The organism is Rhizobium sp. 18065 (assembly GCF_902706095.1).
Taxonomy (GTDB): Bacteria; Pseudomonadota; Alphaproteobacteria; order Rhizobiales; family Rhizobiaceae; genus Allorhizobium.
In genome coordinates this window covers 20,151-43,880 of the sequence record NZ_CACSJP010000003.1, presented here as the reverse complement: position 1 = coordinate 43,880, position 23,730 = coordinate 20,151, and the positions used below count along the sequence as shown (strand labels likewise).

The following is a 23,730-nucleotide window of genomic DNA, read 5'->3' as shown; positions in this document are numbered from 1 at the left end:
AGAGGGTTTGAATGATGAAATCGGCATCCGATCGATTGCGTCCGGTCCCCGCGACGCTCCCGACCGAAGGGCAGGTTCTCGCTGTGGTCGAATCGATCGTTCTGAGACCCGTTTCCGATGGACAGGATATGGCGGCGGCAACCTTGGCCAAGTCAGGCCTCCTGGCCATATCAATTCCGGCGATTTTTGGTGGCGCGGACATTTCCAACGTCGTTGTGGCTGAAGCAATCAGCAGACTGTCGACCTGGAGCATGAGAACAGCCGAACTTTTCGTCCATCATCTCATTGCCCTGGAACTTCTCCGCACGAGCGGAACGACCGAACAGCGAAGAGCCGTCTACAGCCGGGTAGCCCTGGGAGAAGTGTTCCATTTCTCCGCTGGCCCCACGGTTCACCCCATGGCCCGCCTGGTGCGCTCAGGCCTCTCCTTCATGGTCGAACCTGCGCCTTCCATGCCGCCGCGAGGAACCGATTGGCATGTCCTGATCGCCACCTCAGCTGGCATGGGCGAGGTCGCGTTCATCCTGTCATTCGAAGATGGACAGCCGTCGGATGGCGATGTTTTACCGACAGCGCCGCCGGTTTCCCCGGACAATGTCCTTGTATTGGGGCTGGATGCTCTCCCGCTTGCTGCACTCATGCAGGCTTTCCTTCGAGGAGCAATCTGTCGCGGGGCAATTGATGTCGAACTTGGCAAAGACGATATCGGCGATACCACCGCATCTGCCGTTGAATTCGAACTTCTCGATGCAATTGTCTTGAAAGTCGCTTCGATCATCGACGGCATTCAGGTGGATGTACCCACCCTCGACCTGGCGCAGACGGAAAGATTATGTAAGGCATTGCAGACAGCGTGCCTCCGCTGCGCCGACGAGGTCACTCCCCCGCGATAAGGTCCTCGGCAGGGTTCTCGCGCGCGACGAACTGCGAAAGCGTCATGTTGTCGAGGATGGACGCGATAGCATCCCGTACCTGCGTCATCGAAATCCGAACCTGGCAAGCAGAGGGATCGCGACAATCATCACAGGCCTCGAATGCAGTTCGGCTGGCACATCGGATTGGCGCCAGCGGTCCGTCCAGGGCGCGGATGACCTGGCCGATCATGATTTCATCGGCAGGTTTCGAAAGCGCATAGCCGCCGTTCGGTCCTTTTTTAGAACGCAGCAACCCATTGTTTCGCAGTTCCAACAGAATGGTATCGAGAAACTTCTTCGGGATGTTGTTGCGCGTGGCGATGTCGGTGACGAAAGCCGTCTGTCCAGGTTCCAACCCTGCCAGGTCGACTAGGGCCTTCAAACCGTATTTGCCTTTGTTGGTAAGCATTGCGAGGAATTCCGGCCCATGGCCACCGCGATTGAGTTTCTACCAAATTATATAGTTTTTCTGAATTAATCGTTCAAGCTCGTCTTCCCGTTTCTGGTCGGCGATCCGCCTCCTTTCGCATTCCGCAGCAGGTTCGTGCTTATTGGCCCCAGCCGTTGAAAATCAATTCGTCAATAGCCAGAATCTTCGCAATCCTATTTCTCTATATAAATTATAGACAATATAGGCTGCTCTCATTCGACCATCTGACTGAGAGAGGACCAGCCATGACACGCAAGATCAGACTTGGAGCATTCCTGCCCGGTGGAGGACAGCACGTCGCCTCATGGCGTCATCCCGACCAGCCGGTTGACGGCGCCGTCAGCTTTGAATTTCACAAGCAGTTGGCGCAGACCGCGGAGCGCGGGCTGTTCGACGCCTATTTCCTCGCCGACGGTCTCGCGGTCGGCTTTGGCGGCGCTCGCGAAGGCGGCAACGCGCGGGTTGCAGGCTTCGAGCCCGTAACGCTGTTTTCGGCCCTGGCGCCCTTCACCACCCATCTCGGTTTCATCGCAACCGCATCTACGACCTATGAAGAACCTTACAATACTGCACGTAAGTTTGCGTCGCTTGATCTCATCTCCAACGGACGCGCCGGCTGGAATGTCGTCACCACGACGGGCGATGCCACCGCCCAGAATTTCAATCGCGATACCCAGTTGCCGCATGCCGATCGCTACAAACGTGCCGCCGAGCATGTAGAGGTGGTAAAAAAGCTGTGGGACAGCTTCGAAGATGATGCCTTTATCCGCAACCGAGAAACCGGCGTCTTCTTCGAACGCGCCAAGCTTCACGATACAAACCACAAGGGTGAGCACTTCAAGGTCAAAGGGCCGCTAAACGTGTCCCGCTCGCCCCAGGGGCATCCGGTGATCGTCCAGGCGGGCCAATCCGACGACGGACGTGGGCTGGCGGCAGCGACGGCAGAGGTGATTTTCACCGCGCACCAGCACATCGAGACGGCACAGGAATTCTACCGCGACATCAAGAACCGCGCGCGTGGCATCGGTCGCAATCCCGACCATGTTCTGGTCATGCCCGGCGTCTCGCCCTTCGTCGGTCGCACCGAGGCTGAAGCCCGCGAGAAGTATGATCGCCTGACCTCTCTGATCCTCGAAGAAGATGGAGTCGGTCTGCTCAATGGCCTGACCGGTGGAACGCTGGATCTGCGCGGCTACGACTTGGATGGCCCGCTACCGCCCGCACCGCCGACAGAAGGCATGAAGAGCCGCCAGGCGCTGATCCGCCAGATCGCCGACGAGAACAATTTCTCTATCCGTCAGCTCTACCAGTGGGTCGCCTCTGCCCGTGGGCACTTCACCATTGTCGGAACAGCAGGGCAGATCGCCGACACGCTGCAGGAATGGTTCGAGAACGAGGCGGCGGACGGCTTCAACATCCTGCCGCCATGGCTGCCGACCGGCCTGAACGATTTCGTCGATCTCGTCATCCCGGAGCTTCAGCGTCGCGGACTGTTCCGCACTGCTTACGAGGGCCGCACCTTGCGCGAAAACCTCGGCCTGCCTTTCCCCCTCAACCGTTGGACCGTCGACCCATCGGTCGTCCAAGCTGCAGAGTGAGGACCGGTCATGTCGTTTGAAGAAATACAACGTGGTCCCGCTTACGGGATCAGCCTCTCTCGCCCGGGAAACCGAGCACCGCGCTGGTTGGCGCAGACGGCCACTGTCGCCGCTCCGATCCTGTCGCGCTACGGTCTGGTCATCGGCTTCCTGGTCTTCTGGCAGGTGTCGACCAAACTGGGCTGGGTAAACGCATCCGTGTTTCCGCCTCTCGACCAGATTATCGGTGCCCTGTGGGAAGGCATCGCCACGGGCGCCCTGGTCGATGATATCGCGATCAGCCTGCAAAGATCAGGGATCGCCTTCCTCGCCGCCGTCGCGCTCGGTATTCCGCTCGGACTGTTCATGGGGCAGGTTCGCGCCATCGAGCAGGCGCTCGACCCACTACTGCAGTTCTTTCGCCAGACCTCGGCACTCGCCCTTTATCCGGTCTTCATTCTCATGCTGGGTCTCGGTGAAGCGTCAAAGGTCTTCGTGATCTTCTGGGCGACACTCTTCCCGATTCTGCTGTCAACCGTCGGCGGGGTGAAAGAAGTGGACGCCAAGCTCATCGAGATGGCGCGCACCTATGGGGCTGGTTCGCTTGCGATCTTTCGGCGTGTTGTCCTGCCGGCTTCGGTTCCGGCGATCTTCGTGGGTTTGAGGCTTTCTGCGACCACCGCACTGCTGCTTCTGATCGCTGCCGAGATGATCGGCGCCAACAAGGGCATCGGTTTCCAGGTGATGAACGCCCAGTACAACTTCCAGATCCCTTTGATGTTTGCCGCCATCCTGCTGCTCGCCCTGCTGGGGCTCGCCGCCAATGCCGCACTCGTTCTCCTGCAGCGCAAGCTGTGCCGATGGGCGCTGCCCCAATAACACTCCGCCTCCCGACGCGACATCACTCTTCAAAAGGAAAGATTCCATGACATATCACACCCGCAAACTGCTCTTGTCGGCCGCAATCGCCATCGGCCTGTCCGGTTCCGCCTATGCTGCCGAGGACGTCAAATTCCGCTACCTCACCAGCCAGGGTGGCTTGTCCGCTCACGAACTCGCCGCCGAACTCGGCTATTTCGACGGCACCGGCATTACCATCGAGAATGTCGGTTACGCGACTGGCGGCCCAGCCTCGCTGATCGCGCTCGCCTCCGGCGATGTCGAGATCGGCAGCGCGGCGACATCGGCGGTCTTGAACTCGATCGTCGGCGGCAACGACTTTGTCGCCGCCTATCCGTCAAACGGCATCAACGATCAGGTTCAGTCTATCTTCTACGTGCTCGATGATAGCCCGATCAAGGAGATCAAGGACATCGCCGGCAAGAGTATCGCCGTGAACACGCTTGGCGCCCATCTCGACTACACGATCCGCGAAGCACTCCACTCCGTCGGCCTGCCAAGCGATGCCGCCAACCAGATCGTCGTTCCCGGACCGCAGCTTGAGCAGGTCCTGCGCTCGGGCCAGGTCGACGTTTCGGCCTTCGGCTATTGGCAGACGACCTTCGAGGGCGTTGCCAAGCAGAAGGGCGGGTTGCGGGCCATCTTCGATGACACCGACGTTCTGGGCGACATCGCCGGCGGCTTCGTCGTCCTGCGCCGAGACTTCATCGCGGACCACCCTGAGGCCGCAAAGGTCTTTGTCGAGCAGTCGCAGCGCGCGCTCGACTATGCCCGCGAACATCCGGAGGAAACCAAGGTACTCTTTGCCAAGGCCCTCGCCGAGCGCGGCGAAAACCCAGAGATCGCCAAGTTCTTCCGCGGCTATGGCGTGCGTCCGGGCGGCCAGGCGGTGGATCGTGATCTGCAGTTCTGGATCGACGTTCTGGTCCGCGAAGGCAAGCTGAAGGAAGGGCAACTTGCCGCCAAGGATATTCTCTACACCGCCGACACGGCAAGCAACTGAGGCGTCGCAATGGCACTTTCAAACAGCATTCGTGGAGAGGTGACGGTTCGTCATCTCTCCAAGACCTTCACCCTGAACGGTCAGCCACTGCCGATCCTGAGAGACCTCAATCTCACCATACGCTCCGGTGAAAGCTTGGCGATTGTCGGCGCGAGCGGTTCGGGCAAGACAACGCTTCTGCGCATCCTGGCAGGCCTCGAAGAGGCCGACGGCGGCGATGTGCTGATTGACGGAAGGCGCGTCCGTGGCGTCGGCACGGAGCGGGCTGTCATCTTCCAGGAACCGCGGCTTTTGCCCTGGCTGACGGTGATCGACAATATCGGTTTCGGTCTTGAGACAAGGGGGCTTTCTCGCGACGAAGCCCGGTTCATCGCCCAGAGATATGTCGACTTAGTTGGTCTGAAAGGCTTCGAAACGGCCTATCCCCGACAGCTTTCGGGCGGCATGGCGCAGCGTGTCGGGATTGCCCGCGCGCTCGCCGTCCAGCCTGAAATCCTCCTGCTCGATGAACCCCTCGGGGCCCTCGACGCCATGACCAAGATCGGCATGCAGCAGGAACTGGCGCGGATCTGGAAGGACGAGGACGTGACGACGGTACTGGTCACCCACGATCTCGAAGAGGCAATTTTCCTCGCCGACCGGATCCTGATCCTGCCGCGGGAAAAGGGCGGCGAACCACGGCTGATCGACATCGACCTGCCACATCCACGCGACCGCAGCGCTCCCGGCTTCGTTCGGCAACGGGAAGAACTGTTGGGCTTGTTCGGGCTGCATTGAGACTGTCCTGATCCCCAGAAACTGGATCGTTTTGGGGATCAGAGCAAACCAATCACAGAAGACAACGAAGAAACGATCCTTGAGACAATCGTGGTCGCCCATGACCTATGACTTTCGGGGCACCTGTCTTGGGTGGACCGGGGACAGAGCCGCGTAGCCAATATCGGACATCCCGACCATGCAAAGAGATTGGGCTCTTTTGATTAGGACGTCGCTTCAGCCAGCTTGAAGGAAACGAATCGTACTGTACCGGGCACTGCCTCGGTAAATGGGGCTGAATTTTTGGATCATTTTGCGCCGACCTGGTGCTGGATACTCGTGAACTGCGATGCGCTCGCAACGTCGATATCCTGCGCCACCGATCCGCCACTCACCCCGATCGCGCCGATGACGGTTCCATTGAGGAGCACAGGAATTCCACCACCGAATATCACGACTTTTCCCGCGTGGCTGTGTTCTATACCGTAGAGCTCGGCGGCAGGCTGGGCGAGTTTGCCAACCGCTTCGGTCGAGTTTCTGAAGATCAAGGCGGTATAGGCCTTGTTGATTGCAAGCTCGACGGAGCCGACCATCGCATCGTCCTGTCTGGCGAAGGCGAGCAGGAATCCTCCGGCATCGACCACCGCAACGGAGCAGGCAATCTTGAGCGCATTGGCTCTGGCCAAACTGGCCTCGACTATGTTTTTCGCGTCGAGAAGATTGAGACTTTCAAAGGTGTTGGGCATGGCTTTCCATCCAAAGGGCAGAGATATCCTGCCTCGCTTTCGCGCGGGCAAATGTCGACAATTTCGAGACTGCTTGCGCATCGTGGGCCGCCTGATGCGTGACGACTGCCCGGCAGAGATCGATCTACCAGGCAGCGCCTACAGCTAATGCTACTTGGCAGCACTCGATGCCATTTCAATCACGTCGACAACGGACCGCGGGTTCGACATGTAGACCGCGTGACTGGACTTGACTTCGGTCACGTGGGCACCGCCACGCTTGTACATCCAGCGTTCCAGGTCGGGATTGATCGCCTTGTCCTGCGTGGCGACGATGGCGAAAGCCGGCTTGTCATGCCAGGCTGCCTTGGTGGTCGGCGCAGAGAAAGCTTTTTGGGACGTGAAGACCTGCGAAGCTGCCATGAATGCCGACGTTTCCTTTGGCAGATCAGCGGCGAAGTCAGCGGCAAACCTGGCCGGATCGAGATAAAGATAGCCGTCCTTCGTCGCCTTGATATCCTCGCTCGGCAAAGGCATCGTCTTGGCAAGCGAGAGCAGACTGTCGCCGGCTTCGGGCATGAATGCGGCGACATAGACCAGCGACTTAACCATCGGATCGTTGCCGGCGTCGGTGATAATCATGCCACCGTAGCTATGGCCGACCAGAACGACCGGGCCGTCCTGCTGGTCGATAATACGCTGGGTCGCCTGGATATCATCCTGCAGACTTGTCTCAGGCTGCTGGACAATACTGACCTTGAACCCGTCCTTGGTCAAAAGTTCGGCCACATCCTTCCAGCCCGATCCATCGACGAAGGCGCCGTGCACCAGAACGACATTCTTGACCTTGTCTTCTGCCGCATTAGCTGTTCCAGACGCGAGAGCGATCGATGTCAGAAGCGCAGCACCTCCGAGGGATTGAAGAATTCTAGACATTAAACTCATCCTTGCATTTTTATTGAGTTGGGAGTTTTTGGAAATACTGTTTCGTTGAACCGACCAGAGACTGACGTGGCTTGCTTGACGCGCGTCACCGGTCTGAGAGAACTAAAATTCCTGCGCCGTCGGACGGATGACAATTGTATTGATGTCGACGTCGTCCGGCTGTTCAATGGCGAAGGCAATCGCACGGGCGACGGATGAGGCAGGAATGGCCTGCTCATAGAAACCATGCACTGTGTCGCGTGCGGTTCCGGTCGTTCCCAGTTTGAGATCGCTTTCCACGGCACCAGGTTCGATCGAAGTGACGCGCATCGCCTTGCCGACCTCCATGCGCAGCCCTTCGGAGATGGCACTGACCGCGAACTTCGTGCCTGAGTAGACGGTGCCACCCGGCGCGAAGACCTTGATGCCCGCAACCGAACTCAGATTGATGATGTGTCCGGAATTCTGCGCCAGGAACAGGGGTAGCACTGCCGCGATCCCATAAAGCGTGCCCTTGAGGTTGACGTCGATCATCGCATCCCACTCTTCCGTATTGACTTCCGCCATCGGCCGGATCGGCATGATCCCGGCATTGTTGATGAGCACGTCGAGCTTTCCGAAGTCACGGACCACCGCTTCGACCACCGCCTTGACCTGGTGCTTATCGGTGACGTCCATGCCATAGGCGCGAATGTCGCCGCCCTGCCCTGCGATCTCGGCTCGCACCGCCTCCAACTTGTCTTTACGCCGGGCGGCTATCGCAACCTTGGCGCCGTTGGCGGCGAGCGTCCGCGCGACCTCTGCCCCGATCCCTGTGCTGCCGCCGGTGATGAGAACGACTTTGTTTGCGATACCTGTGTTCATGACTTTCTCCTTGGGTGGATTGTGGCCTGACGATTGGTCGAGCCATTGGCTGTAATGTTGGGGACAATGCCCAAGTGCTGGGAAAAATGCTTAGTTCTGCGTCTTGCGGTGGTGGTGGGGCTGCAGGAAGGGCGACAGCGCAAACATCAGCAGTGCCACTGCGGCAAGCATCCAGAGAGGAATATCGAAGCTGCCGCTCCGGTCGCGCATGACACCCAGCAACAATGGGCCGAGAGCTCCGGCGGAATAGCCAATCCCCATGACGAAGGCCGTCCATGAATTCGCCTCCTGCGAGTCCGACGCATTGTCGAGGGGCAGGATCATCGCCAGGGTAAAAGAGCCACCGACCCCGCAGGCAATGACCGGGATGAACACGAACGGAAGAAGCGTGGGCGATGCAGCAACAAAGACCGAGCCGATAAGAGCAAGACCTGCAAACAGGGCGATGATGACACGGCGGTCATCATTGCGGCTCATCAGGCCAGCGAGCGGATTGGACAGCATGAAGGCTGCGGTGAAACTTGCAAGAACCAGGCCCGCTGTCGTGGCACCCATGCCAAATTCCCGGAACATCGGCGCGGTCCACGATACGAAGCCGAAGAACAGGAAATTGTTCGCAGAGAAGTAAAGGGCGGCCAACCATGCCGTGGGATTTCGAACTGGCAGGCCGGACTGAACTGGCCCCGGTATCATTGAAACCTGGATATCTGTTCTGCGCTCAGTGCGGGCCACGATCACCCACGCCGCGATAGCCGTCAGACATGGCAGTGCGAAGATACCCGCTCCAAATCGCCAGCCTCCTTCGATCCCCGCAAGCGGTTGGGTAAGCCCCGCCGCCAGAGTGCTGCCCAGCCCAAGCGACATCGCGTAGAGGCCCATCAGAACGGCAGCGCTTTTGGGGAAGCTCTTTTTGGCAAAGCCCGGGATCAGGGCACCTGCTATCGCAATTCCGGCGCCGACACCGGCGGTGGCCGCAAGCAGAAGTCCGAGCGAACCGGCAAAGGCGCGCAGAAGGGTTGCCGCCATCAAGACAGTGAGGGCAACAAGGATGACGCGGTCGCGACCAAATCGCCGGGCAAGCCAGGGCGTTGGAAAAGCCAGCAACCCCATCAACATTGCCGGGATTGCGGTCAGCAGCGACGCCTGGGCGTTCGACAGTGCAAATTCCTGCCGGATCTGCGGCAGCAGAGGGCCGATGGAAACAATCGCCGGCCGCAAGTCGATCGCGACGAGGATGATACAGGCGGCGACAGCAGCAAACGACAACGGAGAAGTCCGCGAAGGATGTTGCAGATCATCAGCTTGGGTTTTTCCCGGATTGAAGGTTACGGAACGCCGATAGGCAGTTGGTTCAGTGGAAAGAATGCGGGTCATTTTCTTTTTCCAGGTCGATCGACCGCGATGCCTGTTCATGCGAACGGCTTTGGTGGCTTATCCAATGTCAAGAAAGACGAGTGCGCATTCGGGCCTTGCCCGTCACCCGCAAGTGATCGGCGATTGACGCGCCGAGCGAAGGTGCAGGAGCAACAAACTCCTGCACCTGTTTTTTTCGATCAGGCAGCTTTGCTGATCTTCAGCATCGTCAGCAGGGTGCGGGCTGTCTCGACGGACGAACCCGGGTTCTGGCCAGTGATCAACAGCCCGTCCTGAACAGCGTAAGACGCCCAGTCGTCACCGCTGGAATAAATCCCACCATTCTGCTTCAGCATGTCTTCGACGAGGAACGGCACGACATCGGTCAGGCCGACGCCGTCTTCTTCCGTGTTCTTGAAGCCGGTGACGTTCTTGCCCTGGACCAGCGGCGTTCCATCGACCGCCTTGACGTGGCGAAGAACACCCGGGGCGTGGCAGACGAGCGCGACCGGCTTGCCGGACCGATAGGTGCTCTCGATGAGAGCAATCGAATTCTTGTCCTCGGCCAGATCCCACAGCGGGCCGTGACCACCCGGATAAAAGACCGCGTCATAGTCTTCCTGGGAGACGGAGGTGAGTTTGACCGTCGAACCGAGTACGGCCTGCGCCTTGGGGTCAGCATGGAAGCGGCGAGTTTGCTCGGTCTGGAAACCAGGCTCATCGCTCTTCGGGTCGAGCGGCGGCTGGCCGCCCTTCGGCGATGCGACGATGATCTCGGCGCCAGCTTCGAGGAAGGCGTAATAGGGTGCCGCGAACTCTTCGAGCCAGAAGCCGGTCTTGCGGCCGGTGTTACCGAGTTCGTCATGCGACGTGAGAACCATCAGAATTTTCATTTTACCGATCCTTTGGGTTTGCCTGAAATGATTTTAGGAAGAGGCGAACGCTGCTTTTGCTCGTTCTGTCCCCATCCGTTTGGACACCTTCAAGATGCCTGATGGATCGTTATTTCTGAAATTTATTTGTTGTATTCCAGATATTCACATGAAATTATAATTAGATGAAATACGACCTGAACCTGTTGCCCGTGTTCCTAGCACTCATGGAGGAACGCAACGTCACGCGCGCCGCCGCGCGGCTCGGCATTACGCAACCTGCGATGTCCAATGCCTTGAGCCGCCTGCGCGATACGATGCGCGATCCGCTCTTCATTCGGGAGCGCTACGGCATGAAGCCGACCCAGATGGCGGAAGAACTCGAGCCCGTCGTGGCTGCCGCGTTGGCAAGCATTGACGACATCATCCTCGGTCAAAGGAACTTCGATCCGGCCAAGGCAGAAAAGCTCTTTACGATTGCTCCCAACGGCTATGTCGAGTTTGTGCTGATGCCGGTACTGGTCGCCCGACTGCGGGAGCGAGCCCCAGGGATCAAACTACGCCTCACGCCGTTCGGCAACGACCTGGCTGAAACCGGCGCAATGTCCGGCGGGGCTGACATCGTGCTGGGCCGAATTATAGATCCACCGGATAATATGGTGGTTCAGCATCTGATGGATGAAGGGCTTGCTTGTGTGGTGCGCGCAGATCATCCCGATATTGGTGATGGGATTTCCCGTGAGCAGTATGAGCGAATGAAGCACGTCAATGTTCTTCCGCCGGGGCGAATGCGCGCCGGCCTGTTCCAGGCGCTCGGCCATCAAGGTCTCCGGCGCGAGGTTGCCGTTTCAGTCACGCATTTTCTGGCCGTTCCCGAAATGATCGCGGTAACCGATTATTGCGCTACCCTGCCAAGCCTGATCTGCCAACGTCTTGCGAACGACGCGCGCCTGAAGGTGCTCCCTGCCCCAACCGACCTCGGCACCTTCCCGGTCGAGATGGCTTGGCATGTGCGTAATCGCAACGATCCGGCCCATCGATGGCTGCGGTCATTGATCAGCGAAATAACAAGAGCACTAACGGATACGAATTCGGCGCCTGTTTTACTTTCGTAGGTTATAACGGTTTCTTGTTAGCGAGTGTGGCCTACCTACCTCGCGTGGTGTGCTAAACATATCTTGCAAGTCAGTTGAACCACGCGTCTATCTGAAAATGTAGCTTTTCATCTGCTGAAATTTTACGAATTCCTTGTTTGTGGGGCACATGGATTTAAATGCATTAGTAGAAACATTCTTCGCATCGACCAAAGATTGGGGGCAAGGCTGTCGCGCAATGTAGCGAGTGAACCATTGATCGCCGTGGCAGATCACCCCCGTTTCAGGACGCCTTTGTCCAATTTCGCACATCATCAAGCTTGAGTTGAGCCGCGTCCCAATAGCAGACCGCATCGCGGCCCGACGCTTTTGCGCAATAGAGCGCCTCATCAGCTCTAGTGACGAATTCGGAGGATGGCGCTGCAATCGATTCCGCACAAAGGGTGGCAACGCCAATGCTCACCGTCAACAGACCCTTTCCGCTTGTCGGGTGGACGATGTCAAGCTCAAGCACTCGGTTGCGCAGTTCGTGTGCAATCAACAAAGCCACCTCTCGCGAAGCTTGCGGAAGAATGACAGCCATCTCCTCCCCGCCATATCTCGCCGCGCAATCTCCCAGACGACGCGCGATGGCGCGCACCGCACCGGCAACCTGCTTCAAGCACCCGTCACCTGCGGTATGGCCATAACTATCATTAGACGCCTTAAAATGATCCACGTCGACGAGCAGAAGGCTCAAGCCGCCGTCAACTGCGTGGCAGCGTTCCAGCTCCGCTGCAAGAGCTGCATCGAACGCACGCCGGTTTAGTAGCCCCGTCAAGCCGTCAGTCATTGAACCGCCCCCGGCTTTGCCGGAGACCTCAACTCGTGAGAAGTAGGGTCTATGACAAGCAAAACGACGAACAAATTTTCTCCTGAAGTTCGTGCCCGTGCCGTTCGGATGGTGACGGAGCATGAAGCCGAACATCCCTCCCGTTGGGCGGCTGTATCATCGATAGCGGCCAAGATCGGTTGCTCGGCGCATACGCTGCGTGAATGGGTGAAGAAGGCCGAGGTCGACAGCGGCAAGCGTGCAGGTTTGCCAAGTGACGTGGCGGAGAAGATGAAGGCTCTGGAACGGGAGACCCGGGAGCTTCGTCAGGCGAATGAGATTCTACGCAAAGCCTCGGCGTATTTTGCCCAGGCGGAGCTCGACCGCCCACTGAAGCGATGATTTCCTTCATCGACGAACACCGCTCGGTGCTCGGGGTCGAGCCGATCTGCAGGCTGCTGCCGATTTCCCCGTCCACCTATTATGAGGTCGTCGCCAAGCGCACGGACGTGGGTCGCCTATCGGCCCGCGAACGGAATGATATTGCCATGAAAGTCGAGATACGCCGGGTGTTCAACGAGAACTTCCAGGTCTATGGCGTGCGCAAAGTGTGGCGACAGTTGCAGCGAGAAGGTTTCGATGTCGCACGCTGCACCGTCGCAAGGCTCATGAGAATGATGGGTCTTCAAGGCATCATTCGTGGCAAGCCCATCAAAACCACTGTATCGGACAAGTCTGCCCCGTGTCCGCTCGACCGATACCCCCCCTTCGGCTTCTGCTTGCAGACTTTGTGATCGGCGCTATATTCCCCAGCGCGATGCCACGATAGTGTTGCTGCACGCTGGGGAATAACTGCCTGATCGGTCAGGAAATTTTTACGACGTCCCGGATCGCGAGGGCGCGTGGTCACCATTCTGTCGGCAAATTGACCACTTCACCCGTCTCGGCCGAACGCTGGGCTGCGAGCCCCATGGCCACCGCCCACCAGCCGTCGTCCAGCGCTACCTCGACGGGTTGCTCCCCGAGTGCTGCCTTCTGGAAGCGCTGGTGCTGGTAGAAGGTCGAACCGTTGTGGTCGCCAGCCTCCAGCAATTGCGGATCGACGGGGATCTCCACCATGTGCGGGCCCTTGGGGTCGCGCGGCGACACGATCACCTGCGACACCGGCGGTTCGCCCAGATGCTCCGGCCAAAAGCGGCCCGGCCCCGGCACGAGGCATTCGATCTTGCCCTTCGGCCCGACGGCAGAAATCTCCTCCTGATAGCGCGCGCCTTCGGCGAACATGCAGAGTTCGAGCATGGCGCGGGCGCCGGAGGCGAAGTCGACGATCACATAGGCATTGTCCCAGATGTCGGATTTCTGACCGCCATAGACCTCGTCGAGATGGTTCACCGATTGCCCGCCCGACGCCATGACGCGCACAGGATCGGATTTGAGGATATGCCGCATCAGGTCGAAGAAGTGGCAGCATTTTTCCACCAGCGTGCCGCCGGTATTGCGGTTGAAGCGGTTCCAGTCGCCGACCTTTTCCAGGAAGGGAAACCGATGCTCGCGAATGGTCAGCATGCGGATGCCACCTGTGGCCTCCGCCGCTTCCGCGATCATCCGGGCAACGGGCGGCATGTAGCGATATTCCATCGCCACCCAGATCGGCGCCGGATAAGCGGCACGCAGAGCCGCCAGACGGGGTGCATCGGCCGGGTCGGTGAACAGCGGCTTTTCCACCAGCACCGGAAGCGGCCGGATCGCGGCGATCTTTTCCAGTTGCTCCAGATGCAGATAATTGGGGCTGGCAATCAGCAGGCAGTTCACCTCGTCGACGGCGAGCACCTCCTCGATGCTGTCCACCAGTTTCGCCGAGGGCACGGCCTCAGCCGAGAGCGCCCGCATGCCGGCATCCGGCTCGAAAATCGCCACCACTGCCGCATCCGGCAAAAGTGCGATATTGCGCAGGTGCTCCTGCCCCATCATGCCGCAACCGATGATCCCGTAGTTCAATTTCGCCACTCTTTCCTCCTCAGGCATGGATATCCGGGCATTATCTGCCGGTCATTTCAGGCGCGACACGTAGCGCGCCACCTCATGGTCGAGCCAGGTGCGGGAGACCTCGGCGCGTGCGCCCTCCTGGTCCTGGCTGATGCGTTGGATATGGGTAACAGGCGCACCGGCAGGCTGGCCGAAGACAGCAGGCGTCCACTCCGGCACGCGATCAAGGCCGATCTGGTCCTCGGCGCGGGCAATCCAGAGCGACAACCGGGTGCGATAGAAAAGATAGAGCGATTCCGATACCGCCTCCGGATCGATGCGCTCGACATAGGTGCCGTCGAGCCAGATCTCCTCCAGTGCCGCCGGGCGGCCAGACAGCCGGCGCAGGCGGCGGATGCGGTGGCCCTCGTCACTGGTGCCGAATGCCGGCAGTTCCACCGGCTTGGGCAGGCGCTCGATCGACAGGATCTCGGCCGTCGGCAGGCCACCGCCGCCCAGAAGCTCCAGCCGGAACATCGAATAGACGCTCTTCGGATCGGCCAGCGCCCGGATGTAGTTGCCGGACCCCTGAACCCGCTCCAGAAGCCCGCGGCTCTGCAGTTCGGCCAGCGCCTTGCGCAAGGTGCCGACGGCAATGCCCAGCTCCTCCGCCAGATCCCTTTCAGGCTTCAGCTTTTCGCCGTCGATCAGGCGTCCGGCCGCGATGTCGCGCACCAGCAATTCGGCGATCTGCACATAGATGGGAAGGCTTCCGGGGGCGGCTGTCATGGATCCGGCAGGGGCTCAATGTTGCGTTTTCATCGCGTCGAGAAAAAATTGATACACTATTGATCTACATCAATTCGGATGTTAGGCAAGAGGAAAGTTGTCGTCTTGGAGGAGACCCGAATGACCGTCGTGCCCGTCACATCCGCCGATATCGGTGGCGCGGAAGTATCGTGGTTTGCGGCCCTTTGCTCTGACGATTATCAGTTTCTCGGCGTGCCGGACGGCGACCTGCGCTCGAGCTTCGAGCACTGTTCAGACATCGTGCAGAAGGCCGAACAGCTCGGATTCCGCAACATTCTGTGCCCATCCTCTTACCAAGTCGGCCAGGACACGTTGAGCTTCGTTGCCGGTTGTGCGCCGATCACCTCCAAGATCAACTTGCTGGCCGCCATCCGCTGCGGCGAGATGCAGCCGATCATGCTGGCGCGTACGGTGGCGACGCTCGACCACATGCTCAAAGGCCGCCTGACGCTCAACGTCATCAGCTCCGATTTCCCCGGCGAGGTCGCCGACAGCGCGTTTCGCTACAAGCGCAGCCACGAGGTGGTCGAGATCCTGCGCCAGGCCTGGACCCGTGACACGATCGACCATGAAGGCGAGGTCTACCAGTTCAAGGGCGTCTCCACCGAGCCCGCCCGCCCCTATCAGCAGAATGGCGGGCCGCTGCTCTATTTCGGCGGCTACTCGCCCGACGCACTCGAACTCTGCGGCGCGCAATGCGACGTCCATCTGATGTGGCCGGAAAAGAAGGAGCAGCTGGCCGAGCGGATGAAGGCCGTGCATGCCCGCGCCGAGGCCCATGGCCGCACGCTGGATTACGGGTTGCGCGTCCACATGATCGTGCGCGACACGGAAAAGGAAGCCCGCGAATACGCCGACTACATCGTCTCGAAGCTTGATGACGAATATGGCAAGCTGATCCGTGAACGGGCGCATGACTCGATCTCGCTTGGTGTTGCCCATCAGGCGCGTGCCCGCGAACTCGCCGACCAGTTCGGCTATATCGAGCCGCATCTGTGGACCGGCATCGGCCGGGCGCGCTCCGGCTGCGGCGCGGCCCTTGTCGGCTCGACGGACCAGATCCTGTCCGAACTCGAATCCTACCGGAAAATGGGCATCCGTGCCTTTATCCTGTCCGGTTATCCGCATATCGACGAGGCGGTCCATTTCGGCACCAAGGTGTTGCCGCAGCTGACCACCGCCTCCCTCCCCCATGTCTATGGCCGCGTACCATTGGAAACGCCTGATACCCCTCTCGGAAATGGAGTTCGTCGCTGATGCAGCGCGTCAATCTCACCCCAGACCTGACCTTCAGCCGCCTCGTCTATGGCATGTGGCGCATCGGCGACGACGCCGATACCTCGCCGAAACATGTGCAGGCCAAGATCGAGGCCTGCCTTGCCCAGGGCATCACCACAATCGACCAGGCTGACATCTATGGCGGCTACACCGCCGAAGCCGTGCTCGGCGGCGCGTTGAAGGCTGCACCCGGCCTGCGTGACAAGCTCGAGATCGTCACCAAATGCGACATCGTAGCACCGGCAGGCCGGCATTCGGCCACCCGGGTCAAGCACTACGACACGTCGGCTGCCCATATCACCGCATCGGTCGAAGCCTCGCTGACCGACATGGGCACCGACCATGTGGACCTGCTCCTCATCCACCGTCCCGATCCGCTGATCGATCCCGATGAAACCGGCCCGGCCCTCGATGCGCTTGTTGCATCCGGCAAGGTGCGCGCCGTCGGCGTCTCGAATTTCCGCCCCTGGGATTTCTCGCTGCTGCAGTCGTCGATGGAGAACAATCTCGTCACCAACCAGATCGAGCTCAGCCTTCTGGCGACAGACGCCTTCGTTAATGGTGACCTCGCTTATCTGCAGGAGCGCATGGTGCCGCCGATGGCCTGGTCGCCGCTCGGTGGCGGGCGCCTGTTCGACGGGTCGAAGCCTGAACTTCTGGCCGCGCTGAAGCGCATCGCCTCGGGCCAAGGCGTCGACGAAACCGCCGTCGCCGTCGCCTGGCTGCTGCGCCATCCCTCCGCCATCCTGCCGGTCATGGGCACCAATTCGCTCGACCGGATCGCCAGGATTGCCGAGGCCGAAACGGTTGAGATTGACCGGCAGACATGGTTCGAACTCTACACGCTGGCAATCGGGCGGGAGGTCGCCTGATGATAGCCGCCAATGACAGTCAGCGATCCGGCGAAGCCGTTTTTCTGCCCGAGGCGGAAAACCATCGCGCCTATCGCAATGCGCTCGGCAGCTTTACCACCGGGGTCACGGTGGTGACCGCGATGAGCCCATCCGGCCCGATCGGCATGACGGTGAACAGCTTTGCCTCGGTCTCGCTCGATCCGCCACTGGTGCTCTGGTCGCCGGCCAAGAACTCGTCGAAGCACGATGCCTTTGCCAATGCCAGCCATTTCGCCATTCACGTGCTCGGTGCCGGCCAGGATCATCTGAGCGCCGCCTTCACGCGGGGCGGGGCCGCCTTTGACGGGCTCGAGGTCGAGATCAATCCGCAGGGCGTCCCGGTGCTGCCGGGCACGCTGGCGCGGTTCGAATGCATGCAGCAGGCGCTGCATGATGCCGGGGATCATACGATCATCATCGGCAGGGTGACACGGGTTGCACATCGGCAGGGAGATCCGCTGTGCTTCTCGCAAGGACGGTTTGGCCGCTTCGCGGTCTGATCGAAATGTTGGGAGGAGGTCGTCGGGGCGTTTTCACAATGCACCGGGAGGACGATCGAAGCATTTCCGCAAGACGGGTCGCGGTGGAGAGATTTGCTCCATCAAGGCCCGAAACGGGAACAGTCGTCTTTGCGCCGCAAAGACTTGTCTTCGATAGTCGCCCGGAATTGACCGACGACAAGTGACGGGTGGAGACATGAATTCAATCGCATACCTGACCAACCAGCTCGGCCGGCTGAATGCCGCCGTTTTGACGGTCGGGCTCTGGCTGGGTGCCGGCGCCCTCGGCATCATGCTGTTCTTCATGCTGATGCAGGTCTTCTTCCGCTACTTTCTCGGCAATGCGCTGGCCTGGAGCGAGGAAGCCTCGCGCTTCCTGATGCTGTGGATGACCGGCCTGATGGTGCCAACCGCCTTTCGCCAGGGTGGATTCGTTGCCATCGGCATGATCGTCGACCTGCTGCCCCGCCTGATCGCCAACCTCATCGCCCTGTCGTTTCTCCTGCTCAGCGCCGTGGTGCTGTTCGTCGGCATGCGGATCGGCTGGGCCGAAGTGACCGGCATTGGCGGCCGTTTCGCCATGTCGGCGATTGCCCTTCCGACTTCGTTCGACTTCTCGACCTGGATGAAAATCCCGCGCGGCTGGATGATGGCCTCGCTTGCCACCGGCATCACGCTGATGTTCGTCGTCAATATCGAACTCATCCTGCGCGCCCTTCTCAACCTTTTCGGAGAGCGGCTCGCGCCGATCCCGATCGCCGGACAGTTGGGAGCCGAATGATGCTGAGCCTTTTCCTGCCCCTCTTCATCGCCTTCCTGCTGTTCGGCCTGCCGATCGTCTTCGGGTTGATCGCGGCCCCCGCCATTTTGCTCTGGATGAACGGCCAGGAGCGCGACATCGTGCTGCTCTACCGCAACATCTATGCCGGCATGGACAGCTTTCCGCTGATGGCCATCCCGTTCTTCATGCTGACGGGCGAATTGATGAACCGCGCCGGCATCACCGTGCGCATTATCCATTTTGCCCAGGCCATGGTCGGCCACATGCGCGGCGGCCTTGCCCAGGTGAATGTCGTGGATTCCATGATGTTTGCCGGCATTTCCGGCTCTGCCGTCGCCGATGTCTCGGCACTCGGTGCCATGCTGATCCCGGCGATGGAAAAGGAGGGTTATACCCGCCGTTTTGCTGCCGGTATCACGGCGGCGTCGGCCATCATCGGGCCGATCATCCCGCCCTCCGGCATCATGATCATCTATGCCTATGTCATGGGCGAAAGCGTCGCTGCCCTCTTCCTTGCCGGCATCGTGCCGGGCATCCTGATGGGCATCAGCCTGATGGTGATGATCCGGCTGATGGCAGATCACTACGATCTTCCTGCCGCCACGAAACGTGCGTCCTGGCGTGATCGCGGCCGGGCAATGATCGGCGCCTTCTGGCCGCTGCTCACCCCCGTCATCATCATGGGCGGCATCCTCGGCGGCGTCTTCACTCCGACGGAAGCCGCCGCCATCGCTGCGGGCTATGCCTTCTTCCTCGGCCTCTTCGTCATCGGAACGCTGCAATACAAGGACATCCCCGGAATCCTGATGCGGGCCGCCATGACCTCTGCCGTCGTGCTGCTTTTGATCGGCGCGGCCATGGCCTTCAAGACCGTCGCCTCACTGGCCCATACGCCGGAACTTTTGGCCGATATCTTCCTCAGCCTCAGCGACAATCCGCTGGTTCTGCTTTTGCTCGTCAACATCCTGCTGTTCGTCGTCGGCATGTTCCTTGATGCCGGGCCGGCGATCATCGTGCTCGGACCGATCCTCGGGCCGATCTTCGTCTCGATCGGCGTGGACCCGGTCCATTTTGCTATCATCATGGTGGTCAACCTGACGGTCGGCCTGCTGACGCCACCGATGGGGCTCGTGCTCTTCGTGACGTCCTCCGTCTCCGGACTGAAGGTCGAGACCGTCGCCAAGGCTGTCATGCCATTCCTCTTGGCGGAAATCGTCGTGATCTTCCTGATCACCTATTTTCCTGCCTTGACCCTAACAGTCCCGCGCCTTGCGGGCTTCGTCGACTAACTTGATAAAAGGGAGGAAACCATCATGCTCAAGTCCATGTTCAAGACCCTGCTGCTTGCCAGCGCGCTGACGATTACCGGCGTGGCCCAGGCCGCAGACATCACACTGCGTGCGACCGCCAATTCGAACGAAAACGACGAGGACTATGACGGCCTCGTCGTCTTCAAGAACTATGTCGAGAATGCCTCGAACGGCGCGATCGCCGTCGAGATCTTCATGGGCACCCAGCTTTGCGCCACCGGCGAGGAATGCCTGCAGGGCATCGCCGACGGTTCGCTCGACGTGTATATCTCGACCTCGGGCGGTGCGGCCGGTCTCTTCCCCTATATCCAGGTGCTCGACCTGCCCTATCTGATGAACGACGACCGCGTCGCGGAAGCCGTTCTGACCGGCGACTTCCCGCGCAAGCTGCGTGACCGCGCGCTTACCGACAGCGACAACAAGATCCGCCTGATGACGATCGGCAATACCGGCGGCTGGCGCAACTATGCCAATACCAAAAGAACGGTAAAGTCACCGGAAGACCTGAAGGGCCTGAAGATGCGCACCGTGCCGGCCGACCTGCCGCAGCAGGCCGCCACCGCCGTGGGAGCCGCACCCACTCCGATCCCGTGGCCGGAACTCTTCACCTCCCTGCAGACCGGCGTCGTCGAAGGCACAGCCAACGGCATCACCGACATCATGTCGATGAAATTCCCGGATGCCGGCCTGAAATACCTGACGCTCGACGGTCACAGCTATATGGGCGCCTTCTGGTGGATGTCGAATGATCGCTTCACCGGCCTGACGCCGGAGCAGAAGAAGGTGGTTGTCGATGGTTTCGCCGCCCTCCAGCAGGCAACCTTCGCCTCGCCGAAGCGCAAGGAAATCGCTGCCTATCAGGACTTCGCCAAGGCCGGCGGCGAGATCTACGTGCCGAGTCCGGCAGAAAAAGAAGCCTTCAAGGGTGCCGTCTCTCCGGTCTTCGACTGGTTCAAGGGCAATGTCACCGGCGGCGCCGAGGTCTTCGACCAGTTCACGGCCGCCGTGGCGGACGCACAGAAGACGGTCGATGCCGAGCGGGCAGCCGAATTGAACTGACAGCATGATGGGGATGCGCGGTCTGCCGCGTATCCCTGCCCGACCGCCCGAGACCGGCGCGTGACGCTGCACGACGCCCGGCGGCTCTTTCACAGGTGTTAAATGTCCTTACCGTCCCCCACTCCGTCCGACCACAGGCGAGAACGATACCTCTCATCCTTCGCAGATGACTGCCGTCGGCGTTTCCCCGGCGTCTCCGTGACGTTCCTGATCGCGCTTGCCTCGGCTTTCCTGTCGGAGCACTACGGTGCACCAGCGATGCTGCTGGCGATCCTGATCGGGCTAGCCCTTCATTTCCTCGCTGAAGACCCGAAGACTGCGCGTGGACTGGACTTCGCCTCCCGCACCATGCTGAGGCTCGGCATCGCCCTTCTTGGACTTAAGGTCAGCGTCGGCATGTTCGCCGAACTGGGGATCAAGGTGATGGCCATGATCGTCGCCTCCGTGGTCATGACCATCCTCTTCGGTTTATTGGCATCGCGACTTTCGGGACAAGGTAGCCGCTTTGGTTTTCTCACTGGCGGCGCCGTGGCGATCTGCGGCGCATCTGCGGCCATGGCGATTTCGGCGGCATTGGGCGGCGCGCGCGACAGGGATGCTGATCAGCAAATGGTTTTTGTCGTAATCGGCGTCACCATGCTTTCGACACTCGCCATGATCTTCTATCCGATCCTCGCCAGCCAGGTCGGGCTTGACGACTTCGCGACCGGCATATTCCTCGGCGCCACCATCCATGACGTTGCCCAGGTTGCGGGCGCCGGCTTCTCGGTCTCCGGGCCGGCTGGCGAAACTGCAGTCTTCGTCAAGCTGATCCGGGTGACATTGCTGGCTCCGGTTGTGCTCGTCGCAGCAATTGTTTTTCGTCGCGGCCTTAGCGGTACCGAAACTGTCCACAGGCCACCACTGCTACCGGCCTTCGTCATCGTATTCCTGGCGCTGGCGAGCCTCAATTCTCTGGTCACAATACCGGCGGCAATTGCCAACGCAGCCGGCGAAATTTCACGCTGGTCTCTCCTTGTCGCTATAGCGGCTGTTGGCGTAAAAACGTCATTGCCAGAGGTGTTCGGCATTGGCCGTCGCGCAATCGGTTTGTTGATAGGCGAAACCGTATTTCTGGCAGTGCTTGTCCTTTCGGCACTGACGTTTGCCAAGATCTGAGTGACCCAAGGTGTTGCAGTCTTTTGTCCCGAATGAGACCGAAATCTTGCAGCATATCAACGTCAACGCGCATGCCGCCCACATTCTGGATCAGGCTGAATTGGCACATATCCAACAATCGTATCGCGCGCGAAAACATCACGGGCCGGCCACTCCGGCCGAAATCAGTATGGTTGCAGCGAGTGGGATCACTCTAATATTGCCGGGTTTCGCTTTCGGAGTAGGCATCTCAAACAAGCTGAATTCCAACAATTAACTGCCTGTGAAAATGAAAGCTATGCCCAGAGTGTGTGTTTCGGCGTGGAATATTGACTCTGCTCTGCTACCCAGAAACTGGACCGTTCATAACTGGAGTTTTTTTTCGGTAATTTTCCGGCTGGGAAGGGAGCGGAAGTATGAAGGTATCGAAGTTTTCGGACGCGCAGAAGGCGTTCATTTTGAGGCGGGCGATGATGGCATGCCAGTGGCTAAGGTTTGCCGCAAGGCTGGAATTAGCCAGGATCACGCGTGAGCGGATGAAGGCCATCTCGATGGCCCGGGCTGCCAGCGGTGAAGAGACGGAAGACTATTGATTTTTTATTACGCAAAATAAGTATCGGCCATAGCAAATTTTGCATAGGCACATTTATCGAACTTGGTTCGACAACACAGCACTGCAGTCAACAACTTGATGCCTCGAAACGTCGGCGATCAAACCCGGCCATCTCTGGCGGAATGGCACCCTGCTCTACCCAACCCGCAGTTTCGTTCGCGTGGATCGCGGCGAGGGAAACGCCACTGTGACAGGTGACCAGAAATGCGCCCGGTACGACTTGCTCATAAATCGGCGCGGCATCAGGCGAAATGATCCGCAGTGCTGACCAACTGCGGATGATACGAACGTCCTTCAAGAAGGGGAAAAAGTGCAAGGCGTCGTCCGCAATCCGGCGCGTGACGTCGAACGTGGTGTCGAGATCGAAGCCGACGTCCTCCCAGCTCCCGCCAATCATCAACGTCCCATCTTCCGTCTGGCGGACCTGCTCTATCGCGATGTCGAAGATCGGGGGCATGCGCTCGGTCACCAGGATCTGACCCCGGATCGGCTTGACAGGGATCGTGACACCGAGCATCTCGCCAAGGGCCGCGTTGCCCAGACCTGCGGCAAGGACGATGCGGTTGGCAAGCACCCGTCCATTCGCCGTCGTCAGCACGAACTTGTCGCCACGGTGGTCAATGCCTGACACTCCGCCATCCGATAAAACACGACCGCCGCGCCGAAGATAGCCCCGATGAAGCGCGTGGAGCAATCGCAGAGGATTGGCCTGGCCGTCATATCGGGAGTAGCTTCCACCCACGACCTCCGGTCCAATCTCCGGCACGCGCTTCCTGATCCCTTCATTGTCAAGCATTTCGAAGTCATAATCGCCAGTGAAGCGCGATTTCACGGCGGCCAGGCCTTTTGACCTTTGCGCGAAGGCTTCCGGAGTTCTGCTTAGATAGAGGCCGCCTCTTTGCGTCAGGCCGACGTCGATGCTGGTTTCGGAACGTAGGCGATCGGCCAGTTCCGGCCATTGTTCGACGGCACGCATGGCCCAGCCGGTATAGGCGGGAAGTGAAAGTCCCTTGCCCTGGACCCAGACCAGGCCGAAATTTCCGCGACTGGCTCGAATGGCGCCGTCGCCCTGGTCCAGCACCACACTATTAACCTTGCGCAAGGCCAGACCATACGCGACCGATATTCCGACCAGACCGCCGCCAATCACCGCCACGTCTG

At 59.8% G+C, this 23,730-nt stretch carries 24 protein-coding genes, 1 pseudogene and 1 other annotated feature; of the genes and pseudogenes, 15 read left to right on the top strand and 10 right to left on the bottom strand.

Features of this window, described 5'->3' with window-relative positions; genetic code table 11:
* The first annotated feature begins 128 nt into the window (after window positions 1-128).
* Window positions 129-893: an acyl-CoA dehydrogenase family protein gene (locus GVK95_RS08965; protein WP_210252956.1), complete on the top strand. Its 765-nt coding sequence runs from the start codon at window positions 129-131 to the stop codon at window positions 891-893.
* On the opposite strand, the gene GVK95_RS08960 is transcribed toward GVK95_RS08965, so the two are convergent.
* Window positions 877-1,323, bottom strand: a complete 447-nt coding sequence (locus GVK95_RS08960) for an Rrf2 family transcriptional regulator (RefSeq protein WP_007599133.1) — start codon at window positions 1,321-1,323, stop codon at window positions 877-879. The genes GVK95_RS08965 and GVK95_RS08960 overlap by 17 nt on opposite strands.
* Before the next feature lie 266 nt (window positions 1,324-1,589).
* On the opposite strand from GVK95_RS08960, the gene GVK95_RS08955 reads away from it, so the two are divergent.
* Genes GVK95_RS08955 through GVK95_RS08940 form a run of 4 tightly spaced genes read left to right on the top strand, consistent with a single transcriptional unit; the run spans window position 1,590 to window position 5,601 of the window.
* On the top strand, window positions 1,590-2,942 hold the full coding sequence (locus GVK95_RS08955) for an LLM class flavin-dependent oxidoreductase (protein ID WP_159948707.1): 1,353 nt from the start codon (window positions 1,590-1,592) through the stop codon (window positions 2,940-2,942).
* Between the two features lie 9 nt (window positions 2,943-2,951).
* On the top strand, window positions 2,952-3,800 hold the full coding sequence (locus tag GVK95_RS08950; protein ID WP_159948705.1) for an ABC transporter permease: 849 nt from the start codon (window positions 2,952-2,954) through the stop codon (window positions 3,798-3,800).
* 46 nt (window positions 3,801-3,846) lie between these two features.
* Window positions 3,847-4,824 carry an ABC transporter substrate-binding protein gene (locus GVK95_RS08945; RefSeq protein WP_159948703.1) on the top strand — a complete coding sequence of 326 codons (978 nt, stop codon included), beginning with the start codon at window positions 3,847-3,849 and terminating at the stop codon, window positions 4,822-4,824.
* A 9-nt stretch (window positions 4,825-4,833) separates the two neighbouring features.
* Window positions 4,834-5,601, top strand: a complete 768-nt coding sequence (locus GVK95_RS08940) for an ABC transporter ATP-binding protein (RefSeq protein WP_159948701.1) — start codon at window positions 4,834-4,836, stop codon at window positions 5,599-5,601.
* A gap of 287 nt (window positions 5,602-5,888) precedes the next feature.
* On the opposite strand, the gene GVK95_RS08935 is transcribed toward GVK95_RS08940, so the two are convergent.
* The 5 genes from GVK95_RS08935 to GVK95_RS08915 form a co-directional block, all read right to left on the bottom strand.
* Window positions 5,889-6,407 carry a heme-binding protein gene (locus GVK95_RS08935; RefSeq protein ID WP_348532451.1) on the bottom strand — a complete coding sequence of 173 codons (519 nt, stop codon included), beginning with the start codon at window positions 6,405-6,407 and terminating at the stop codon, window positions 5,889-5,891.
* 69 nt (window positions 6,408-6,476) lie between these two features.
* On the bottom strand, window positions 6,477-7,241 hold the full coding sequence (locus tag GVK95_RS08930) for an alpha/beta hydrolase (RefSeq protein WP_159948699.1): 765 nt from the start codon (window positions 7,239-7,241) through the stop codon (window positions 6,477-6,479).
* A 111-nt stretch (window positions 7,242-7,352) separates the two neighbouring features.
* A complete protein-coding gene (locus GVK95_RS08925) occupies window positions 7,353-8,093 on the bottom strand; it encodes an SDR family oxidoreductase (RefSeq protein WP_159948697.1) in 741 nt (246 codons plus the stop codon).
* A gap of 90 nt (window positions 8,094-8,183) precedes the next feature.
* Window positions 8,184-9,359: an MFS transporter gene (locus GVK95_RS08920; protein WP_244618712.1), complete on the bottom strand. Its 1,176-nt coding sequence runs from the start codon at window positions 9,357-9,359 to the stop codon at window positions 8,184-8,186.
* A gap of 287 nt (window positions 9,360-9,646) precedes the next feature.
* A complete protein-coding gene (locus tag GVK95_RS08915) occupies window positions 9,647-10,339 on the bottom strand; it encodes a type 1 glutamine amidotransferase domain-containing protein (RefSeq protein ID WP_159948693.1) in 693 nt (230 codons plus the stop codon).
* A 164-nt stretch (window positions 10,340-10,503) separates the two neighbouring features.
* On the opposite strand from GVK95_RS08915, the gene GVK95_RS08910 reads away from it, so the two are divergent.
* Entirely contained in the window at window positions 10,504-11,433 is a 930-nt protein-coding gene (locus GVK95_RS08910; RefSeq protein WP_159948691.1) for a LysR substrate-binding domain-containing protein, read from the top strand.
* Window positions 11,434-11,695: 262 nt separating this feature from the next.
* Here the strand turns inward: GVK95_RS08910 and GVK95_RS08905 are convergent, their stop codons facing one another.
* On the bottom strand, window positions 11,696-12,244 hold the full coding sequence (locus GVK95_RS08905) for a GGDEF domain-containing protein (protein WP_159948689.1): 549 nt from the start codon (window positions 12,242-12,244) through the stop codon (window positions 11,696-11,698).
* Window positions 12,245-12,295: 51 nt separating this feature from the next.
* Between GVK95_RS08905 and GVK95_RS08900 the strand changes: the two are divergent.
* Window positions 12,296-12,981 (top strand): annotated as a pseudogene (locus GVK95_RS08900) (IS3 family transposase); the annotation flags it as partial.
* Window positions 12,580-12,696: a sequence feature (AL1L pseudoknot), on the top strand. It overlaps the preceding pseudogene by 117 nt.
* Window positions 12,982-13,129: 148 nt before the next feature.
* Here GVK95_RS08900 and GVK95_RS08895 read toward each other — a convergent pair.
* Together GVK95_RS08895 and GVK95_RS08890 are read right to left on the bottom strand one after the other, a co-directional pair.
* Window positions 13,130-14,230, bottom strand: a complete 1,101-nt coding sequence (locus GVK95_RS08895; protein WP_200844250.1) for a Gfo/Idh/MocA family oxidoreductase — start codon at window positions 14,228-14,230, stop codon at window positions 13,130-13,132.
* 42 nt (window positions 14,231-14,272) lie between these two features.
* Window positions 14,273-14,977 carry a GntR family transcriptional regulator gene (locus tag GVK95_RS08890; protein WP_159948685.1) on the bottom strand — a complete coding sequence of 235 codons (705 nt, stop codon included), beginning with the start codon at window positions 14,975-14,977 and terminating at the stop codon, window positions 14,273-14,275.
* A 120-nt stretch (window positions 14,978-15,097) separates the two neighbouring features.
* On the opposite strand from GVK95_RS08890, the gene GVK95_RS08885 reads away from it, so the two are divergent.
* From GVK95_RS08885 to GVK95_RS08850, 8 genes are all read left to right on the top strand, one after another.
* The gene (locus GVK95_RS08885; protein ID WP_159948683.1) at window positions 15,098-16,255 is read left to right on the top strand and encodes an LLM class flavin-dependent oxidoreductase; all 1,158 of its coding nucleotides are present in this window, start codon (window positions 15,098-15,100) and stop codon (window positions 16,253-16,255) included.
* On the top strand, window positions 16,255-17,148 hold the full coding sequence (locus GVK95_RS08880; protein WP_159948681.1) for an aldo/keto reductase: 894 nt from the start codon (window positions 16,255-16,257) through the stop codon (window positions 17,146-17,148). The genes GVK95_RS08885 and GVK95_RS08880 overlap by 1 nt, the downstream gene beginning before the upstream one ends.
* Window positions 17,148-17,669: a flavin reductase family protein gene (locus GVK95_RS08875; protein WP_159948679.1), complete on the top strand. Its 522-nt coding sequence runs from the start codon at window positions 17,148-17,150 to the stop codon at window positions 17,667-17,669. The genes GVK95_RS08880 and GVK95_RS08875 overlap by 1 nt, the downstream gene beginning before the upstream one ends.
* A 196-nt stretch (window positions 17,670-17,865) precedes the next feature.
* On the top strand, window positions 17,866-18,450 hold the full coding sequence (locus GVK95_RS08870; RefSeq protein ID WP_159948677.1) for a TRAP transporter small permease: 585 nt from the start codon (window positions 17,866-17,868) through the stop codon (window positions 18,448-18,450).
* Window positions 18,450-19,739, top strand: a complete 1,290-nt coding sequence (locus GVK95_RS08865) for a TRAP transporter large permease (protein ID WP_159948675.1) — start codon at window positions 18,450-18,452, stop codon at window positions 19,737-19,739. Before GVK95_RS08870 ends, GVK95_RS08865 begins: the two co-directional genes overlap by 1 nt.
* 24 nt (window positions 19,740-19,763) lie before the next feature.
* The gene (gene dctP, locus GVK95_RS08860) at window positions 19,764-20,819 is read left to right on the top strand and encodes a TRAP transporter substrate-binding protein DctP (protein WP_159948673.1); all 1,056 of its coding nucleotides are present in this window, start codon (window positions 19,764-19,766) and stop codon (window positions 20,817-20,819) included.
* Window positions 20,820-21,017: 198 nt separating this feature from the next.
* On the top strand, window positions 21,018-21,977 hold the full coding sequence (locus tag GVK95_RS08855; protein ID WP_244618711.1) for a putative sulfate exporter family transporter: 960 nt from the start codon (window positions 21,018-21,020) through the stop codon (window positions 21,975-21,977).
* A 395-nt stretch (window positions 21,978-22,372) separates the two neighbouring features.
* Window positions 22,373-22,549, top strand: a complete 177-nt coding sequence (locus GVK95_RS08850) for a hypothetical protein (protein WP_159948669.1) — start codon at window positions 22,373-22,375, stop codon at window positions 22,547-22,549.
* Window positions 22,550-22,636: 87 nt separating this feature from the next.
* Here GVK95_RS08850 and GVK95_RS08845 read toward each other — a convergent pair whose 3' ends face one another.
* Window positions 22,637-23,719, bottom strand: coding sequence for an FAD-dependent oxidoreductase (locus GVK95_RS08845; RefSeq protein ID WP_159948667.1), 1,083 nt, complete (start codon window positions 23,717-23,719; stop codon window positions 22,637-22,639).
* Window positions 23,720-23,730: the final 11 nt, after the last annotated feature.

Bases quoted from the DNA above. Each gene is read 5' to 3' on its own strand.
- GVK95_RS08965 (WP_210252956.1), top strand. From the start codon at position 129: ATGGCGGCGGCAACCTTGGCCAAGTCAGGCCTCCTGGCCATATCAATT.
- GVK95_RS08960 (WP_007599133.1), bottom strand. From the start codon at position 1,323: ATGCTTACCAACAAAGGCAAATACGGTTTGAAGGCCCTAGTCGACCTG.
- GVK95_RS08955 (WP_159948707.1), top strand. From the start codon at position 1,590: ATGACACGCAAGATCAGACTTGGAGCATTCCTGCCCGGTGGAGGACAG.
- GVK95_RS08950 (WP_159948705.1), top strand. From the start codon at position 2,952: ATGTCGTTTGAAGAAATACAACGTGGTCCCGCTTACGGGATCAGCCTC.
- GVK95_RS08945 (WP_159948703.1), top strand. From the start codon at position 3,847: ATGACATATCACACCCGCAAACTGCTCTTGTCGGCCGCAATCGCCATC.
- GVK95_RS08940 (WP_159948701.1), top strand. From the start codon at position 4,834: ATGGCACTTTCAAACAGCATTCGTGGAGAGGTGACGGTTCGTCATCTC.
- GVK95_RS08935 (WP_348532451.1), bottom strand. From the start codon at position 6,407: ATGCGCAAGCAGTCTCGAAATTGTCGACATTTGCCCGCGCGAAAGCGA.
- GVK95_RS08930 (WP_159948699.1), bottom strand. From the start codon at position 7,241: ATGTCTAGAATTCTTCAATCCCTCGGAGGTGCTGCGCTTCTGACATCG.
- GVK95_RS08925 (WP_159948697.1), bottom strand. From the start codon at position 8,093: ATGAACACAGGTATCGCAAACAAAGTCGTTCTCATCACCGGCGGCAGC.
- GVK95_RS08915 (WP_159948693.1), bottom strand. From the start codon at position 10,339: ATGAAAATTCTGATGGTTCTCACGTCGCATGACGAACTCGGTAACACC.
- GVK95_RS08910 (WP_159948691.1), top strand. From the start codon at position 10,504: ATGAAATACGACCTGAACCTGTTGCCCGTGTTCCTAGCACTCATGGAG.
- GVK95_RS08905 (WP_159948689.1), bottom strand. From the start codon at position 12,244: ATGACTGACGGCTTGACGGGGCTACTAAACCGGCGTGCGTTCGATGCA.
- GVK95_RS08890 (WP_159948685.1), bottom strand. From the start codon at position 14,977: ATGACAGCCGCCCCCGGAAGCCTTCCCATCTATGTGCAGATCGCCGAA.
- GVK95_RS08885 (WP_159948683.1), top strand. From the start codon at position 15,098: ATGACCGTCGTGCCCGTCACATCCGCCGATATCGGTGGCGCGGAAGTA.
- GVK95_RS08880 (WP_159948681.1), top strand. From the start codon at position 16,255: ATGCAGCGCGTCAATCTCACCCCAGACCTGACCTTCAGCCGCCTCGTC.
- GVK95_RS08875 (WP_159948679.1), top strand. From the start codon at position 17,148: ATGATAGCCGCCAATGACAGTCAGCGATCCGGCGAAGCCGTTTTTCTG.
- GVK95_RS08870 (WP_159948677.1), top strand. From the start codon at position 17,866: ATGAATTCAATCGCATACCTGACCAACCAGCTCGGCCGGCTGAATGCC.
- GVK95_RS08865 (WP_159948675.1), top strand. From the start codon at position 18,450: ATGCTGAGCCTTTTCCTGCCCCTCTTCATCGCCTTCCTGCTGTTCGGC.
- dctP (WP_159948673.1), top strand. From the start codon at position 19,764: ATGCTCAAGTCCATGTTCAAGACCCTGCTGCTTGCCAGCGCGCTGACG.
- GVK95_RS08850 (WP_159948669.1), top strand. From the start codon at position 22,373: ATGAAGGTATCGAAGTTTTCGGACGCGCAGAAGGCGTTCATTTTGAGG.